At 37.9% G+C, this 17,137-nt stretch carries 11 protein-coding genes; 7 read left to right on the top strand and 4 right to left on the bottom strand.

Annotation, left to right across the window (positions count from 1 at the left end; translation table 11 throughout):
• Positions 1-94: 94 nt before the first annotated feature.
• Positions 95-2,656 carry an ATP-dependent Clp protease ATP-binding subunit gene (locus B5X53_RS15910; protein ID WP_079714218.1) on the bottom strand — a complete coding sequence of 854 codons (2,562 nt, stop codon included), beginning with the start codon at positions 2,654-2,656 and terminating at the stop codon, positions 95-97.
• 251 nt (positions 2,657-2,907) lie between these two features.
• On the opposite strand from B5X53_RS15910, the gene gyrA reads away from it, so the two are divergent.
• The 6 genes from gyrA (at position 2,908) to B5X53_RS15890 (ending at position 9,740) form a co-directional block, all read left to right on the top strand.
• The gene (gene gyrA / locus B5X53_RS15905; RefSeq protein ID WP_079714217.1) at positions 2,908-5,439 is read left to right on the top strand and encodes a DNA gyrase subunit A; all 2,532 of its coding nucleotides are present in this window, start codon (positions 2,908-2,910) and stop codon (positions 5,437-5,439) included.
• A gap of 22 nt (positions 5,440-5,461) precedes the next feature.
• Positions 5,462-6,700, top strand: a complete 1,239-nt coding sequence (locus B5X53_RS15900) for a tetratricopeptide repeat protein (RefSeq protein WP_079714231.1) — start codon at positions 5,462-5,464, stop codon at positions 6,698-6,700.
• Positions 6,701-7,058: 358 nt separating this feature from the next.
• Positions 7,059-7,448: a reverse transcriptase family protein gene (locus B5X53_RS19235; protein ID WP_198550731.1), complete on the top strand. Its 390-nt coding sequence runs from the start codon at positions 7,059-7,061 to the stop codon at positions 7,446-7,448.
• A complete protein-coding gene (locus B5X53_RS19230) occupies positions 7,445-7,654 on the top strand; it encodes an RNA-dependent RNA polymerase family protein (RefSeq protein WP_200811843.1) in 210 nt (69 codons plus the stop codon). The genes B5X53_RS19235 and B5X53_RS19230 overlap by 4 nt, the downstream gene beginning before the upstream one ends.
• 75 nt (positions 7,655-7,729) lie before the next feature.
• A complete protein-coding gene (locus B5X53_RS19685) occupies positions 7,730-7,951 on the top strand; it encodes a group II intron maturase-specific domain-containing protein (protein WP_198550736.1) in 222 nt (73 codons plus the stop codon).
• 568 nt (positions 7,952-8,519) lie between these two features.
• Positions 8,520-9,740 (top strand): cation:proton antiporter domain-containing protein, encoded by a 1,221-nt coding sequence (locus tag B5X53_RS15890; protein ID WP_079714216.1) that lies wholly within the window; start codon positions 8,520-8,522, stop codon positions 9,738-9,740.
• A 24-nt stretch (positions 9,741-9,764) separates the two neighbouring features.
• Here B5X53_RS15890 and B5X53_RS15885 read toward each other — a convergent pair whose 3' ends face one another.
• Positions 9,765-10,766, bottom strand: coding sequence for a PAS domain S-box protein (locus tag B5X53_RS15885; protein ID WP_079714215.1), 1,002 nt, complete (start codon positions 10,764-10,766; stop codon positions 9,765-9,767).
• Between the two features lie 487 nt (positions 10,767-11,253).
• Between B5X53_RS15885 and cobA the strand changes: the two genes are divergently transcribed.
• Entirely contained in the window at positions 11,254-12,066 is an 813-nt protein-coding gene (gene cobA, locus B5X53_RS15880) for a uroporphyrinogen-III C-methyltransferase (RefSeq protein ID WP_079714214.1), read from the top strand.
• Positions 12,067-12,082: 16 nt separating this feature from the next.
• On the opposite strand, the gene B5X53_RS15875 is transcribed toward cobA, so the two are convergent.
• On the bottom strand, positions 12,083-13,531 hold the full coding sequence (locus B5X53_RS15875) for a rubredoxin (RefSeq protein WP_079714213.1): 1,449 nt from the start codon (positions 13,529-13,531) through the stop codon (positions 12,083-12,085).
• Positions 13,532-13,576: 45 nt separating this feature from the next.
• Positions 13,577-17,101, bottom strand: coding sequence for a nitrate reductase (locus tag B5X53_RS15870; RefSeq protein ID WP_232764087.1), 3,525 nt, complete (start codon positions 17,099-17,101; stop codon positions 13,577-13,579).
• Positions 17,102-17,137: the final 36 nt, after the last annotated feature.

Below are 17,137 nucleotides of genomic sequence, written 5' to 3'. Positions count from 1 at the left end.
AAATTTAATATATTTCAGGGACTATATTAAAAAAAGGCTATTTGAAATAATTCTTTCAAATAGCCTCTTATAAAACTAGTAATTCTTTAAAACTCTAAGATTCGGTTTCTTTAACCGCCTTATCGATTTTTATAGTTAATTCATTTTTCTCTTCATCGAGATCCATAAAAATCTTATCACCTTCGGCTAATTTTGAAGTTATGATTTCTTCAGCTAGCGCATCTTCAATATATTTCTGAATAGCTCTATTTAAAGGCCTCGCACCATATTGTTTATCAAATCCTTTTTCAGCAATAAAATCCTTGGCTTTACCACTTAAGGTCAGGTTGTAACCAAGACTTCCAATTCTGCTGAATAATTTCACTAATTCAATATCAATGATCTTGTGAATATCTTCGCGTTCAAGACTGTTAAAGATCACTACATCATCAATCCTGTTTAAGAACTCAGGGGCAAATGCTTTTTTGAGCGCGTTTTCAATTACGCTTCTTGCATTTTCATCAACTTGAGAACGCTGTGAAGCGGTACCAAATCCAACACCCTGACCGAAATCCTTAAGTTTTCTTGCTCCGATATTAGAAGTCATTATGATGATAGTATTTCTAAAATCGATTTTTCTTCCTAAACTATCGGTTAAATATCCATCATCCAACACCTGAAGCAGCATATTGAAAACATCTGGATGTGCTTTTTCTACCTCGTCAAGGAGAATAACCGCATAAGGTTTTCTACGTACTTTTTCAGTAAGCTGCCCACCTTCTTCGTAACCAACGTATCCCGGAGGCGCTCCAACCAGTCTTGAAATGGCGAACTTCTCCATATACTCACTCATATCTATTCGAATAAGTGAATCGTCGTTATCAAATAATTCCCGGGCAAGCACTTTAGCTAACTGAGTTTTACCAACCCCGGTTTGACCTAAAAATATAAATGACCCAATGGGTTTGTTAGGATCTTTAAGACCCGCACGGTTTCTTTGAATGGCTTTAACCACTTTGCTAACCGCATCATCCTGGCCAATTACTTTTCCTTTGATTTTCTTAGGAAGTTCAACCAATTTATTGCTTTCGGTTTGTGCAATTCTGTTTACAGGAACACCGGTCATCATAGAAACAACATCGGCAACGCTATCTTCGTCAACCGTTTCTTTATGTTTCTTAGATTCTTCTTCCCATTTTTCCTGGGCTATTTGCAGTTCTTTTTCAAGGTTTTTCTCGTCGTCCCTAAGTTTTGCAGCTTCTTCGTATTTCTGCTTTTTAACTACAGAATTTTTCTTTTCCCGTACTTCTTCCAATTTACGTTCCAGATCTAAAATCTGTTTTGGTACGTCGATGTTAGTGATATGTACACGGGCCCCTGCTTCATCCAGCGCATCGATAGCTTTATCTGGAAGAAAACGATCGGTTAAATACCTATTGGTTAAATTCACACAGGCTTCAATCGCATCATCGGTATAAGAAACATTATGGTGATCTTCGTATTTATCCTTAATATTATTTAGAATTTCAATAGTCTCCTCTACGGTAGTAGGTTCTACAATCACCTTCTGGAATCTTCTTTCTAAAGCTCCATCTTTTTCAATATACTGCCTGTATTCATCTAAAGTTGTCGCACCAATACATTGAATTTCCCCTCTTGCAAGGGCGGGTTTAAACATATTGCTGGCATCCAGACTTCCTGTTGCGCCACCGGCACCTACAATGGTATGAATCTCATCTATAAAAAGAATAATATCATCATTCTTTTCCAGCTCGTTCATCACAGCCTTCATACGCTCTTCAAACTGACCTCGGTATTTGGTTCCTGCTACTAAACTGGCAAGATCTAAAGTCACCACGCGTTTGTCAAACAGTATTCTTGAAACTTTACGCTGAATAATTCTTAATGCCAAACCTTCAGCAATAGCCGATTTACCAACTCCGGGTTCACCGATTAGCAAAGGGTTGTTCTTCTTTCTTCTGCTTAAAATTTGCGAAACTCTTTCAATTTCTTTCTCACGTCCAACAACGGGGTCCAGTTTATCATTCTCAGCCATCGCGGTTAAATCCCTTCCGAAGTTATCTAAAACTGGAGTTTTAGACTTTTTAGAAGTTTTACCCGGGCCGCTACCACCTCCGCTAAACGGATTGTCTTTAGTAGCGTCATCGGTATTGCTATCGTCGTCAGAAAATGATTCGGCCGTAGGACTATCCTGAAAATCAGTTTCATCGCTGGCAATCATATATTTAAACTGGTCTTTAACCCCATCATAATCTATCTTAAGCTTGTTAAGTAATTTAGTGGTGGGATCGTTTTCATTTCTTAAAATACATAGCAATAGGTGCGCAGTATTTATATTAGAACTTTGAAAAAGCTTGGCTTCTAAAAAAGTTGTTTTCAAGGCCCGCTCTGCCTGGCGGGTAAGGTGCAGGTTTCTTTTTTCGTTAGAAACTGCAGTAGATTCTGGATTGGCCGGGCTAAGTATTTCAACTTTACGTCTTAAATGACTTAAATCTATATCTAAAGCATTTAAAATATCTATGGCTTTACCATCTCCATCTCGCAGCAAACCAAGCATAAGGTGTTCAGTTCCAATAAAATCGTGTCCTAAACGCAATGCTTCTTCTTTGCTATATGCAATTACATCTTTTACTCTTGGTGAAAAATTATCATCCATCTTTATCTTCCTTTCTCTCTAATGATTTGTTCAGTACAAAACTTTCAAAAATTGTACCTAATCCTATGATATTAGCTAATTGACAAAATTACTTTCAATATTCAAAGGGTAAAATAAGGAACTTATCAACGATAGCACACTAAATATTTGTTAATAAAATTTGGGTAAACAATACTCCAAACAGGGCTTGAACATCTATAAAATACGTAAATTGGCTCGTTAGATTAGAGAACTAAAATAAACTTTACAATATGGCTGAAGGAGAAAAGCTTATTCCTATAAATATTGAAGATGAAATGAAATCGGCCTACATTGATTATTCAATGTCGGTCATTGTGTCACGTGCTTTACCAGATGTTCGTGACGGGTTAAAACCGGTGCATCGCCGGGTATTGTATGGTATGTATGAACTTGGTGTACTCTCTAACCGGTCTTATAAAAAATCGGCCAGGATTGTAGGGGAAGTACTTGGTAAGTATCACCCTCACGGAGATTCTTCCGTTTACGATACTATGGTAAGGATGGCCCAACACTGGAGCATGCGCTATATGCTTGTAGATGGCCAGGGTAACTTTGGTTCTGTAGATGGCGATAGTCCTGCAGCAATGCGTTATACCGAAGCCAGAATGCGAAAAATCAGTGAGGATATGCTTGCTGATATCGATAAAGAAACGGTAGATACTCAGCTTAACTTTGACGATTCCTTGAACGAGCCGGTTGTTATGCCAACGCGTATTCCCAACCTTCTTGTAAATGGAGCGAGCGGTATTGCCGTAGGTATGGCTACCAATATGGCTCCCCATAATATTTCTGAAGTAATAGACGGAACCGTTGCATACATCGAAAACAATGATATAGAAATAGAGGAACTAATGGAGCATATTAAAGCTCCTGATTTTCCTACCGGTGGAACTATTTATGGTTACGACGGGGTTCGTGAAGCTTTTAAAACCGGAAGAGGCCGTATAATGATGCGTGCTAAATCTCAAATAGAAGAAATTAACGGAAAGGAATTTTTAGTAGTTACTGAAATTCCTTACCAGGTGAACAAGGCAGATATGATTAAGAAAACTGCCGATCTTGTTAATGAGAAGAAAATTGAAGGAATTAGTCTTATTAGAGATGAATCTGACAGAAACGGGATGCGAATCGTTTATCAATTAAAACGAGATGCAATCCCGAATATAGTTTTAAATACCCTTTATAAACATACAGCTTTACAAACTTCCTTTAGTGTAAATAATATTGCGCTTGTAAAAGGAAGGCCAGAGATGCTTAACTTGAAAGATATTATTTATCATTTTGTTGAGCACAGGCACGAGGTTGTTGTAAGAAGAACAGAATTTGAACTTAGAAAAGCCGAAGATAGGGCTCATATCCTTGAAGGTTTAATTATCGCTTCAGATAATATAGATGAGGTAATTGCTTTAATTCGTTCTTCAAGTAACGCAGAAGAAGCACGAAATAAATTAATTGAGCGCTTTGAATTGAGCGAATTGCAGGCAAAGGCCATTGTAGAAATGCGTTTACGCCAGCTTACTGGCCTGGAACAGGATAAACTTCGTGCAGAGTATGAAGAAATAATGGAAACCATAGAAGACCTTAAAGACATTTTGGCGCGAAAAGAACGCAGAATGCAGGTTATTAAGGACGAACTTCTGGAGATTAAAGAAAAATACGGAGATGAAAGACGCTCTACAATAGAATATGCCGGGGGAGATTTAAGTATTGAAGATATGATTCCGGATGAAAGGGTAGTAATCACAATTTCTCATGCAGGGTATATTAAAAGGACTTCCTTAACAGAATATAAAACTCAAAACAGGGGAGGAGTTGGCCAGAAAGGATCTAACACAAGAAATGAAGATTTCCTTGAATATTTATTTTCAGGAACCAACCACCAGTATATGTTATTCTTTACTCAAAAAGGAAAATGTTTCTGGATGCGGGTTTATGAAATTCCTGAAGGCAGTAAAGCTTCAAAAGGAAGAGCTATTCAAAATCTTATAAATATTGATCCAGACGATCGCGTAAAAGCCTTTATCTGTACTCAGGATCTTAAAGACGAAGAGTACATCAATAAGCATTATGTAATTATGGCCACTAAAAAAGGCCAGGTTAAGAAAACTTCTTTAGAGCAATATTCAAGACCCCGAACTAATGGAATTAACGCAATTACCATTAGAGAAGATGATGAATTGCTTGAAGCAAAACTAACCAATGGTGACAGCCAGGTTATGCTTGCTGTGAGAAGTGGGAAAGCCATTAGGTTTGAAGAAGGAAAAACCAGACCTATGGGAAGAAACGCTTCAGGGGTGAGAGGAATAACTCTTGCCGACGATAAAGACGAAGTGGTAGGAATGATATCGGTAGAAGATTTTAATTCTGATATTCTTGTAGTTTCTGAAAATGGATACGGAAAAAGATCCAGCCTTGAAGACTATAGAATTACCAATAGGGGAGGAAAAGGTGTGAAAACTATTTCTATAACCGAAAAAACCGGTAGTCTTGTTGCTATTAAAAATGTTTCAGATGAAGAAGATATTATGATCATCAATAAATCTGGAATTGTAATAAGAATGGAAGTTGCAAATCTTAGGGTTATGGGACGTGCAACTCAGGGGGTTAGATTAATCAACTTAAAAGGGAACGATGCTATTGCAGCAGTTGCAAAAGTACTGCATGATGAAGATGATGTTGAGTTAATGGAAGACCCGGAGAAGGCTGAAGAGACTGAAGAAAACCCAAATGGCACAACTATTGTAGACGATAGTGAAGAATAACTATAATAAAAACCAAAACAAGATGAAAACTAATATTTTTACTGTTGCGTTGTCATTATTATCGGTGGCTGCCGTTGCACAAAAAAGTGAAATTAGAAGTGCGGGTAAAGCCGTAGATGATGGTAACTATGCAGAAGCCAAAACTGAATTACAAACTGCGGAATCTATGCTCTCTGAAGCAAATGATAAATGGACAGAGCGGTTCTACCTTTATAAAGGTCAGGCGTATTTAGGAAATGGTGAGAATGCTTCTATGGAAGACCTGGAAGTAGCTGCAGAAGCTTTTCAAAAAGCTCAGGATATGGGGAATGATGATGAAGCCGTACAGGGATTTGACCAGGTAAGGAATGCTTTAGTACAAAGTGCTATCAACGATCAAAATACCGAAAATTATGAGAGTGCTTCAGATAAATTGCATTACAGTTATCAATTAAATAAGCAGGATACACTTTATTTGTACTATGCTGCGGGTAACTCATTGAACGCTCAGGATTATACTACTGCTCTGGAATATTATGAAGACCTTAAAGAATTAGGTTTTGATGGTTCTGGTGTAGAATATCTTGCCACCAATGTAGAAACTGGTGAACAGGAAGTAATGCCTAAAGAGCAACGTGATTTAATGATTAAAACTGGCGAGTACGAAGATCCTCAAGACCGTAAAATTCCTACCAAAAAAGGAGAGATTGCTAAGAACATTGCTTTAATCTACATCCAGGAAGGTGAAGATGAAAAAGCAATTGAAGCTATTCAGGACGCTAAAGCTGAAAACCCTGACAATATTGCATTAATTCAGGCAGAAGCTGATGTTCATTACAGAATGGGTAATAAGGAAAAGTACAATGAACTAATGCAGGAAATTGTAAAGAAAAATCCTAACGACCCAAACGTTTATTATAATCTAGGTGTAACAGCTGCAGATTTAGGTAATAACGAACAGGCTATTGAATATTACGAAAAAGCTCTTGAAATTGATCCTGATATGACCAATGCAAGAATGAATATTGTAGTGGCAATATTGGCAAAAGAACGTGATCTGATTGACGAGATGAATGAGCTTGGAATGAGTGAAGAAGATAACAAACGTTATGAGGAACTTGAAGAAGAGCGTATAGAGATTTATGAAGAAGCTGTTCCATACCTTGAGGAAGTAATTGAAAGAAATCCTGAAAACGTTGAAGCAATTAGGACTACAATCAATATCTATAACCAATTAGGAGAAGAAGAAAAAGCTGCAGAGCTTAAAGCTCGTTTAGAGTAATTAAATCTTCTATTTATATTTTAAAACCACCGGAATTCCCGGTGGTTTTTTGTTTGCCCTTCATACAAACAATTCCGAGGCTTGAAAGAAAGCCCGCTCACCTTATCGGAGGAAGAGCAATGCAAAGTCAAGTGCGTCACTGGCAACGGTGGGGTGTGAAGGAAGACCTAGCAAGTTAGTGGAACATAGAGAAATCGAACCGATTCCGGCATATATTGGGGGTAAGGTTGCAAAAAGTGCCCTTTTTACTGTTATAGATTGCCACAGTGCTAAAGACAACAGTATATCTTATGAACAAACAATCTGTCTAATTCTGCTGAAGAAATAAACCGTACTGCAAAGAAGAGAAAGTTTCCTTATGCGAAAATGGTACAGTCTTATAGACAAGGTATATGCATTACCGAGGCTGGAACAAGCCTACCGTGAGGTAAGGAAAAATAAAGGTTCCAGAGCCCAGGGAGTGGATAACCAAAGTATAGCTGATTTTAATTCAGCTTTAGAGGAGAATTTGTGCCAACTCTCCATGGAACTAAAAGAGGGGAGGTATAAGCCACAGCCGGTAAGGCGGGTCAATATCGATAAACCAGACGGGAGCAAGAGAGGATTGGGTATCCCAACCATCAGAGATCGTATTGTACAACAATCGCTGCTTAATGTATTGCAACCTATCTTCGATCCCGAATTCCATCCTTCCAGTTATGGGTATCGTCTTAAACGAAGTGCTAAGACGTATTCGACCAGCATATGAAAAATTCAGGAATACGAATGGTGAGGTTCGCCGGTGACGTCCTGTTGTTTGCACCAACCAAAGCTCAAGCTGGAAAATATATGGCTAAAGCCACGAGTTATCTGGAAAAAGAGCTTCGGTTAGAAGTGAATAAAAACAAGAGCAGTCTGACACCCATCGAAGAAGGCATTCAATATTTAGGTGTGGTGATAAGCCCTATGGAGTAGTGGTATCCTACAAAAGCATCAAGAGGTTCAAAAAGAGAGTAAAATTACTAACCCCTAGAACTAAAGGGCAAAAGTATAGCTTTCTATATTAAAGAACTGAACCCGCTATTAAGGGGCTTTGCCAACTACTTTCGAATAGGCTTGACCAAAAAGCTGTTCCAGGATCTTTTAAGCTGGATCAGGAGAAGGTTACGAATGATGGTGATGAAAAGCTGGAAAAGCTGGAAACCTCTTCACCGACAACTAAGGCGTATGGGTTATAAGGGGAATTTTCTTAAGCTATCGGTAACCCGATGAAGAAACTCCTCCACCAATTTAATACACTATGCCCTGCCAAATAAGTACTTCTCAGAATTAGGGTTGGACGCAATGGACACCGTTGAAGGGAATACTTTGCATCAGTACTATCGAACAGTACTGAATAAGATTTAACATGAGCCGGGTACGAGACCCGTATGCCCGGTTCTGGAAGAGGGATGAAGATAATAAATGCTCAAATATTTATTATCTTCACCCTACTTGTTTATGGTGTGCCGAGCATGCATATCACTCGACGGTGCAAGTCCGTTATGAGGGTTTATAGCTGCCTATCTTTAGCCAAAAGCAAGGGTGTCTATCGCGAGGCAGAATCAGGTGTGGGAGGACAGGTAGGGAACTAATCCTTAACTTCCTACCCGATTCTTGATTTTAACTACAGAAATTAACTAAAGATTTTATGGAGGAAATTTTCCAACTACTGAATAAAAAACATTTACATTTTCAATGATATGAAACCGGCAATTTTCTTTTAGCATAAATAATTTAATAACTTAGGTTTAGGATAAACAATGATATCTATAAACAACCGCCTTTAAAGTCGAGTGATATGTTATTAATCTTTACTATTAGTGCTTTAATTATTCTATCTGGCACCTTTTATAAAAAACTGGAGAATCATTATATAACCGATCCTTTAATTGCATTAATTTTTGGGGTGGTCCTTGGCCCCGATTTATTCAACTTAATATCACTGGAGAATAGTAAATCTCTAGATATTCTTAAAAAGGCTACAGAATTTACTATGGCTGTAGCTCTAATGGCTACGGCATTACGTATTCCCCCTAATTACTTTAGAAAGCATTTTAAAACACAATCTATGATTATTGTTTTGGGAATTCTTGCAATGTTTTTAAGTAGTTCAGTTCTCTTATTCTGGTTGTTGCCTCTATCGCTACCTGAAAGCTGCCTTATAGGAGCAATCATAACTCCTACAGATCCTGTAGTGGCCTCTACAATTGTTTCTGGAGAGAATGCAAAGAAATTTTTAGCGGCAAGGATAAGAAATACAATTTCGTTTGAATCTGGAGTAAACGATGGGCTGGTTTATCCGTTAATTCTTCTAATTCTTGCTTCGATAACCACCGGGCAGAATTTTCAAAACTGGGTTTTAAAAGATTTACTGTTTGCAACCGTTCTATGCGGGTTTTTAGCATTCGGATTAGGAAAATTATTAGGAAAATTAATGCATAAGGCCCACGTGAAAGGATGGATGACCACTAAAGCGGTATTGCCTTTTTCTTTGGCGCTTGCATTTTTATTATTATCTGGGTTTAATGCGATAGGTATGAACGGAATTTTTAGCGTTTTTATAGGAGGTTTTGCTTTTTCTTCTGAAATTTCTGAAAATGAAACTATTCAGGAGGAACATGTTCAGGAATCTATGGATCGTATATTTACAATTCCGGTATTTTTTATTTTTGGTTTACTTCTTCCCTGGAAAGAGTGGATAGATTTAGGGATTTGGACTTCATTAGCCATAATTCTGGCGATAATTTTATTCAGAAGGATTCCCGGTTTTCTCTTGATTCTTAGGGCAGCTCCTCAATTTAAATCCAAATTTAAAGATCAGCTATTAATCGGCTGGTTTGGTCCCATTGGTGTGGCTGCACTTTATTATTCTATACTAACTCTTGAAAAGACTAAAGATGAAAATGCATGGATTGTTACAAGTTTGGTGGTAATGGCTTCTACGGTAATTCACGGCCTTAGTAGTTTAGCCTTTTCTAAATGGTACGCTAAATCGGTTAATAAATCAAACGCTGAATGATCTGGATTTTTTTTAGCTATATCTTTATAGTTGAAGTATAGCTTCAGATTTCCCGATTATTTGGCGGGTAATTCCATCTAATTCGGTAGCCGAGTCATTTAAACCTTTAAATAAAAAATTACGTTCTTCCCCGTTTAGCTCATGCCAGGTAGTTTCTTTCACTATACTTAGAATTTTTGCAACTGGGGCCCTAACTAAATGGGATTGTATCCAGGTGATATTTTTCAATTCTTCGTTTTGTTTTTCAATTATTTGCTGGTGTTCAATTTCCTCGGTTATATCGGTAGCAACAATTATTGCGGCCCTGCGATTCATATAAGTGATAATTTTACTGTCAATCTTCACCTGAATTTCTGAGCCATTTTGTTTTAAATGAGTAAAAATCCTTTTCCCCTCTAACTTTTTTTCAGCTTTAAAATCTTTTAAAGAGGCTTCCATTATTGGAATATCTTCTTTTGGCCGAATATCTTTTATCGTCATATTTAGAAATTCTTCCTTAGAATATCCATAATGATTTATAGCTTTCTCATTTACATCTAAAAACCGTAAAGTCTCCAAATCATAAACCCAGGTTGGCTGGGGATTAAACTCAAACAAATCGTAATATAATTGCTGCGATTTTTTAAGTAATTGCAGATTTGCTTTTCGCTCAATACTGTAAATTATACTTTTATATAAGATATCGGGGTTTAGATTATCTTTTATCAAATAATCTGAAGCACCCAGGGAAATAGCATGTAACGCAAATTCTTCAAAAACTTCTCCCGTTAATACAATTATAGGAATTTCAGCAAAAAGATGGCAAATTTTGGTTACCAGGTCATTTCCTTTATTATCGGGAAGGTTAAGATCAAGCAGAATAGCGTCATATTTGACATTAAGTTCATTCTCTTTAAAATCTGAGAATCTACTATACCGGGTTAGGGAATGCTCTGGTAATTTTTCTTTTAAATAATCAGAGATTAAGTAATAATCTCCATCGTTATCCTCGATTAATAGGAAATGGTAGGATTTATTCTTAAACATAGGCGGTGTAGGGATAGATTTTCGGTTTAATTGTTCAGATAATTATAATTATCAAATATTCGGTGGGAAAAGACACAAATTTTCACAAAGCCGCAATATTTTTAATTAGTTTAATCCACTAAAAATAATAAATTTTGAGTTAGGATATTGAATGGATTTTAAATTATATAAATCACGTATTAATTTGTTTAGAATTTAATTAAAAGAGGTAGCTTTTTATCATAAAGCGGGATTATGAATTGTTTTGCTTATACTTTGGAAAGATCTAGAAAGGAATTTATTAGGGGTTTCTTATTATTTTCTTCTGAAAATAATATAGTATTAATTTTAATCCGGAACATTGCGAAGCTGATAAAAACACTTTCTTGTAAGTGATTAATTACGTAAAAATACTTAATTTTCTAAGGGTTTTTATAAATTGTGTTTTCTAACTGAAGGTTATACCTGAATTAATTTTGCAGTCAGAATTGAAAATAATCAGATAAAAATGCAAACACTAATCCAAAACCCAAAATGTACAATCGTTGGTGCTGGTCCCGGAGACCCGGATTTGCTGACTTTAAAAGCTGTAAAGACACTGAGTATTGCAGCCGTTGTTCTTTACGACGCATTAGTAAATCCTCAAATTCTGGAACACGCATCCAATGCCGAAAAAATTTTCGTCGGAAAAAGAAAGGGTTGCCACGCGTATGCTCAGGACCAGATTAATGAGCTTATAGTAAAATTTGCCAGGGAAAAGGGACCGGTAGTTCGCTTAAAAGGAGGAGATCCTTTTGTCTTTGGCCGCGGAAGTGAAGAAAAGAAATATGCCTGTGCACATGGCGTAAAAGTAGAAATAATCCCGGGAATTTCTTCGGCCATCTCGGTGCCGGCTTCGGCGGGAATCCCGGTGACCAAACGGCATACCGCCGAAAGTTTTTGGGTGATTACCGGGACAACTTCGGGACATAAACTTTCTAAAGATGTAGCCCTGGCAGCCAAAACTTCAGCAACTGTTGTGATTTTAATGGGAATGAGTAAACTGGCTGAAATTGTGGCTTTATATAAAAACGAAGCTAAAGGAGAATTACCGATTGCAATAATACAAAACGGGACTTGGGAGGATCAAAAGCTCATTGCCGGAAACATTCATAATATTGAAAACCTGGTAAAAAAATATAAAATTGGAACCCCGGCAATTATCATTATTGGCGAAGTGGTAAAGGAATGTGAGGCATATAATAACGGGGTGAATAATAGTGAAGTTGACGAATTTGTCCTTCAAAACTTAAACTATCTTAATTTACACCAAACTGCATAAAACTCTTTATTAAAAATTAACCAACCTTTTCCTGAATGCGTTTTTCAAATTCTGATTTTGTAGCCTCACATAGCGGACATTCGTAGTTTCCCGGTAATTGCGTAAAACTGGTGCCAGGAGGGATTTCCTGAGTAATATCACCAAATTCTGCATCATAAATACTGAGGCAGGCATTACACTGCCAGATCTCTTTACTTGATTTTTCCTTCCTGGGTTCTGGTTCGGGCTTTTTTCGGGGTTTTTCTTCCTTTTCTCCTAATTGGTTAAAATACATTTTACTCAATTCTATAAGTAAACCGGGTAATTCAACTTTATCAACTTCCTGTACGTGAATCACATAATCTCGGGTATTGGGATCAAAATTTTGAGCGTAAAGTAAATTGTAAGTGTCGCGTACCCCAATCTCATTTAGAATTTCTGGCGCCTGATTTTTTTCAATTACCACTGCAGTAAAATAGTTGCTTCTTTTGGTTGAATCGAAAATACCGAAAGTCAATCCATAGGTGCTAATATCGTTTTGATCAAAATTTGAAACCAGGTATTTTTTTAGGTTCAGCGCTTCTTCGTTATCTACCGGAATATGCCAGTTTAATTCTAACATAGAGTGCCGTACATTAATTCCGCTTTTTCCGAGAAATTTCTCCCATTCAAGTTTAGAATTTGTTGGAATACCCTTTATAATCAAAGATTTCCAGGGGGTAATTGAAATTTTTCCAATTTTGGACTCGGCGCATAAATCACACATTTCTTTTAAAAAACTGGTGTAATATTTATTATTTCGCCAGTAAAGTCCCAGCCAATAACTATCCATTCCAATTTTATTCATTCCTTCGTAATAGGGAAATGGGTGGTAACCGATTTCCAAAGCTTTATCTACGGTTCTATTATTGGATTCCAGGGCATCACTTAATAAATTGAAGATCATTTCAACCTCTTCAGGTTCTTCCTGAAGCAATTCTTCAATTCCATAGACAATTTCTCCCACGTCCCAGGTATAGATAAGTGCGGGATACACCTGCATTTTTTTCCATTCAGGTAACCTGATGTATAAATACCAATAATCTTCGTGTTCCGATGCAATAAAATTTAGATCCCCCGTAAATAAAGGAACCAGGCGTTGTTTAGGATCTGTAATATTTACTTTTAAATTGGACGGATTTCTAAATTGTTCCAAAACATATAAATACCGGTCACCGGTAAGCCAGTGCGTTCCCGGAAAAATATCGGCAGCAACATAGGAAGAAACTATATTTTCAGATCCATCAGTTTTAGGCGGAATGATTTGATATTTATTTTCAGCAGAAAAATTATCAACCTCAATTTCTTTGGTAATCAAAATATCCTGCCGTGACCCCAGTGAAATAGAATCTGAACCTGATGTTTCGGCCAGTTCTACGATTTCCTTTAATTCAGCAGGCGACAAAACTCCTCCTTTTATAATTATTCTCGAGAATGATTTTTCCATAAATATTCTATTAATTTAAACTGAAGCCGTGAGCAAAAGTGCAAGCTACCCCACCGCTAAAAGTTCCCGAACTTCGGTCTTACAACTTCCACAACCCAAACCGGCACCGGTTTCTTTGCAAAGTGTTGTAAAATCTTTATTTCCATTTTTAATGGCTTCCTGTAAATTTCCGGCACCAACCTGGCTACAGGAGCAAACAAGTTTTCCTTTTACCGGCTTACTGCTTCCTGACCCCCGTAATAAGGTATCCCGCTGATCGGCCAATTCCATTTTACTTTCAATAAGTGTTTTAAATTGAGCAAATTCATTTTTATCCCCCATTAAAATGGCTCCCACCAGCAAATCATCTTTTACAATACATTTTTTATAATATCTTTTACTGACATCGGTAAAAACAATCTCCTCGTATGATGGATCGTTATCAGGTACATTTATATCTCCGACACTACAAAGGTCCAGGTTTTTGAATTTTAGGATATTCATTAATACCGATCCGCGGTAAATACTGCCAACATCACCGGCCAGAAAGTTAGAAAGAACCTCGGCTTGCTCTTCGGCGGCAGAAGTGATTCCAAATAACTGGCCTTTATATTCAGCAATTTCTCCAATTGCAAAAATATTGGGGTTAGAGGTTTGTAAGTGTTCGTTTATTTTCACACCACGGCCACAATTTAGACCGCTTTCTTTCGCAATTTCAATATTAGGACGTGTTCCAATGGCGTAAGCAATAGCATGGGCGTTAAGAATTTTCCCGCTTTTAAGACTAATATCTAGTTCTCCTGGGTTTTCTTGATCATCAAAAACAGTACTTACTTCATTGTCAAAATAAATGTTAATACCCCGCTCCTGAACGTCACTGGCAAGCAGCCTGCTGGAAAGGATATCAAGCTGGCGTTCCATAAGTCGAGACGAACGCTGAACTATAGTAATATTCACATTTTCTTTTTGCAATGCTGCAGCGAGTTCTAAGCCAAGGAGGCCACCGCCAACAATTACTACGTGCTGCTCTTCTGCGGGGAGCCCAGTGTTTTGCAGATAAGTTTTAAATTCATCGGCATCTAACTTGCTCCTCATAGTAAATCTTCCCGGTAAATCAAGCTGGGCATCTTTTGGCACAAATGCCCGACTACCGGTGGCAATAATCAATTTATCAAAATGATGTTTTTTACCCAGGTGGTCGGTTACCGATTTTTCTTTTTCGTCTATTTTGGAAATTGCACCGCCTTTATGAAGCTGAAGGTTTAATTTCCCTAATTCAGTCTCCTTGATTTTTAGAAGTTTTTCCCAGCTGAGTTCTTCTGTAACATACTCGGGTAATAAAACCCTATTATAAAAAGGATGCTCTTCTTCTGAAAAGACGTGTAATTCGTCATCAACATTATGGTCGCGATAATTTTGAACAAACCGAAACGCTGCAGCACCCGCCCCAATAATTATTATCTTTTCAACCGGTTTTTTAAATTTGGAAACCGACACCCTGGTAAATTTGAAATCTGGTTCTTTTGATTGCGGATCAACGCGATTAAAAGTTAAGTTATTTGCCCGGTTAAGATCACTACTTAACTGTTTACCCCAGTGCATGGGTAAAAATAGTACACCTGGCCGTACATCTTTAGTGATTTTCGCTCGTAACCTAACATTTCCATTCTCGCTTTTTACTTCAACTACCTCTCCGTTTTTAATAAAATATTTAATTCCATCTACAGGATTTATTTCTAATACCGGCGAAGAATAATGGGTGCGTAGCCGGGAAACCTTTCCGGTTTTTGTCATACTGTGCCATTGATCCCGAACCCTTCCCGTGGTGAGTATTAATGGAAATTCTTCATCGGGGAGTGTAGATGTATTATTGATTGAAGCAGGTATATTAAAAATCGCTTTTTTTGATGGCGTGTAAAACTGATGGTCTTCAAATAGTCGTGTTGTACCGGGATGACGATATTCTGGCACTGGCCACTGAATGCTTCCTTCGTTTTTGAGCCGATCGTAATTTAGATGGGAAATATCAATATTGGTACCTTTCGTCATTTCGCAGTATTCTGCGTAAATTTCTTCTGTAGAATTATAGTTAAATTCAGAGAATCCCATTCTTTGTGCAAAATCGCAAAAAATTTCCACATCGGCACGTGCTTCCCCGGGGGGGCTAAGCTCTTGGGGCAGATAAGAAATTCGTCTTTCAGAATTCGTCATAGTACCTTCTTTCTCCATCCATCCGGCGGCGGGTAAAACCAAATCGGCACATTCCAGGGTATCAGATTTATGGGAAATTTCCTGCACCACAACAAATTTAGCTTTTTTAAGTGCAGCTTCAGCTTTCCGAACATCGGGTAGGCTCACCATTGGATTTGTACAGGCAATCCACACCGCTTTTAATTCTCCGCTTTCCAGCGCATCAAACATTTCGGTAGCGGTATAACCCGGTTTTTCTGAAATCTTATCTACACCCCAAAAGTCAGCAACTTCCTGCCTGTGTTGTGGATTATTCAGGTTTTTATGTACCGCGAGTAGATTTGCCATTCCGCCAACTTCCCTTCCGCCCATAGCGTTGGGCTGTCCAGTTAGGGAAAAGGGACCATTCCCGGGTTTTCCAACCCTTCCGGTTATTAGGGAAAGGTTAAGCAGGGCAAAATTTTTATCGGTGCCCACAGAACTTTGATTAAGCCCCATAGCCCACATACTGATGAAGCCTTTGGAGCGACCAATCATTTCAGCAGCTTCTTTTATCTCATCTACCGGTAAACCACATCCCTTAGCTGCTTTTTTTAGGGAAAGGGAATAAGCTTGTTTTTTATAATCCTGAAAATTTTCAGTGTGCTCTTTTATAAATCTTTTGTCTATGTAACCTCTTTCTATTAAACGGCGGCCGATGGCGTTAAAAAGAATAATATCGGTCCCTGGTATAAGTTGAAGATGAAGGTCGGCGAACCGAGCAGAATCGGTTCTTCGAGGGTCTACAACAATTACTTTTACTTCTTCGGGGTTTTCCTCTTTATGTTTTTCAAGTCTTCGGAAGAGAATAGGGTGGCACCAGGCGGGGTTAGCGCCGGCAATTAAAAAGCAATCGGCCAGCTCAATATCATCATAAGAAACCGGCACAGAATCTTCCCCGAATGTTTTTTTATAAGCTACTACTGCCGAGCTCATACATAAACGGGAATTGGTATCAATATTATTTGTACCTAGAAATCCTTTGGTGAGTTTATTGGCTATATAATACTCTTCAGTTAAGCATTGTCCCGAAACGTAGAAGCCAACGCTATCCGGTCCATATTTTTGAATGAGGGTTTTAAAAACTCGGGCAGCGCGATCAAGACCCTTGTGCCAGCTTACCCGTTCCCGTGGATGAGATTTGCTCCAACGCATTTCTGGATAAAGGATTCTGTCAGATAGGTCATTCGCCACATAATCAAGGTTCATACCTTTAGAACATAGCATTCCGCGGTTTACAGGATGGTTTTTATCACCTTTAACCGTGATCTTATTATCAGAGCTTTTTTGTGCTACAATACCACAGCCTACTCCGCAATAGGAGCAGGTAGTTTTAAATTCTTCTTGTTGTATTTTCTTCATAAATTCAGCGACAAAATATACTTAAACGCTGGTTAT

The organism is Salegentibacter salinarum (assembly GCF_900168115.1).
Classification (GTDB): domain Bacteria; phylum Bacteroidota; class Bacteroidia; order Flavobacteriales; family Flavobacteriaceae; genus Salegentibacter; species Salegentibacter salinarum.
The sequence above is the reverse complement of the archived record's forward strand: the minus strand, read 5'-3'. Positions and strand labels throughout refer to the sequence as shown.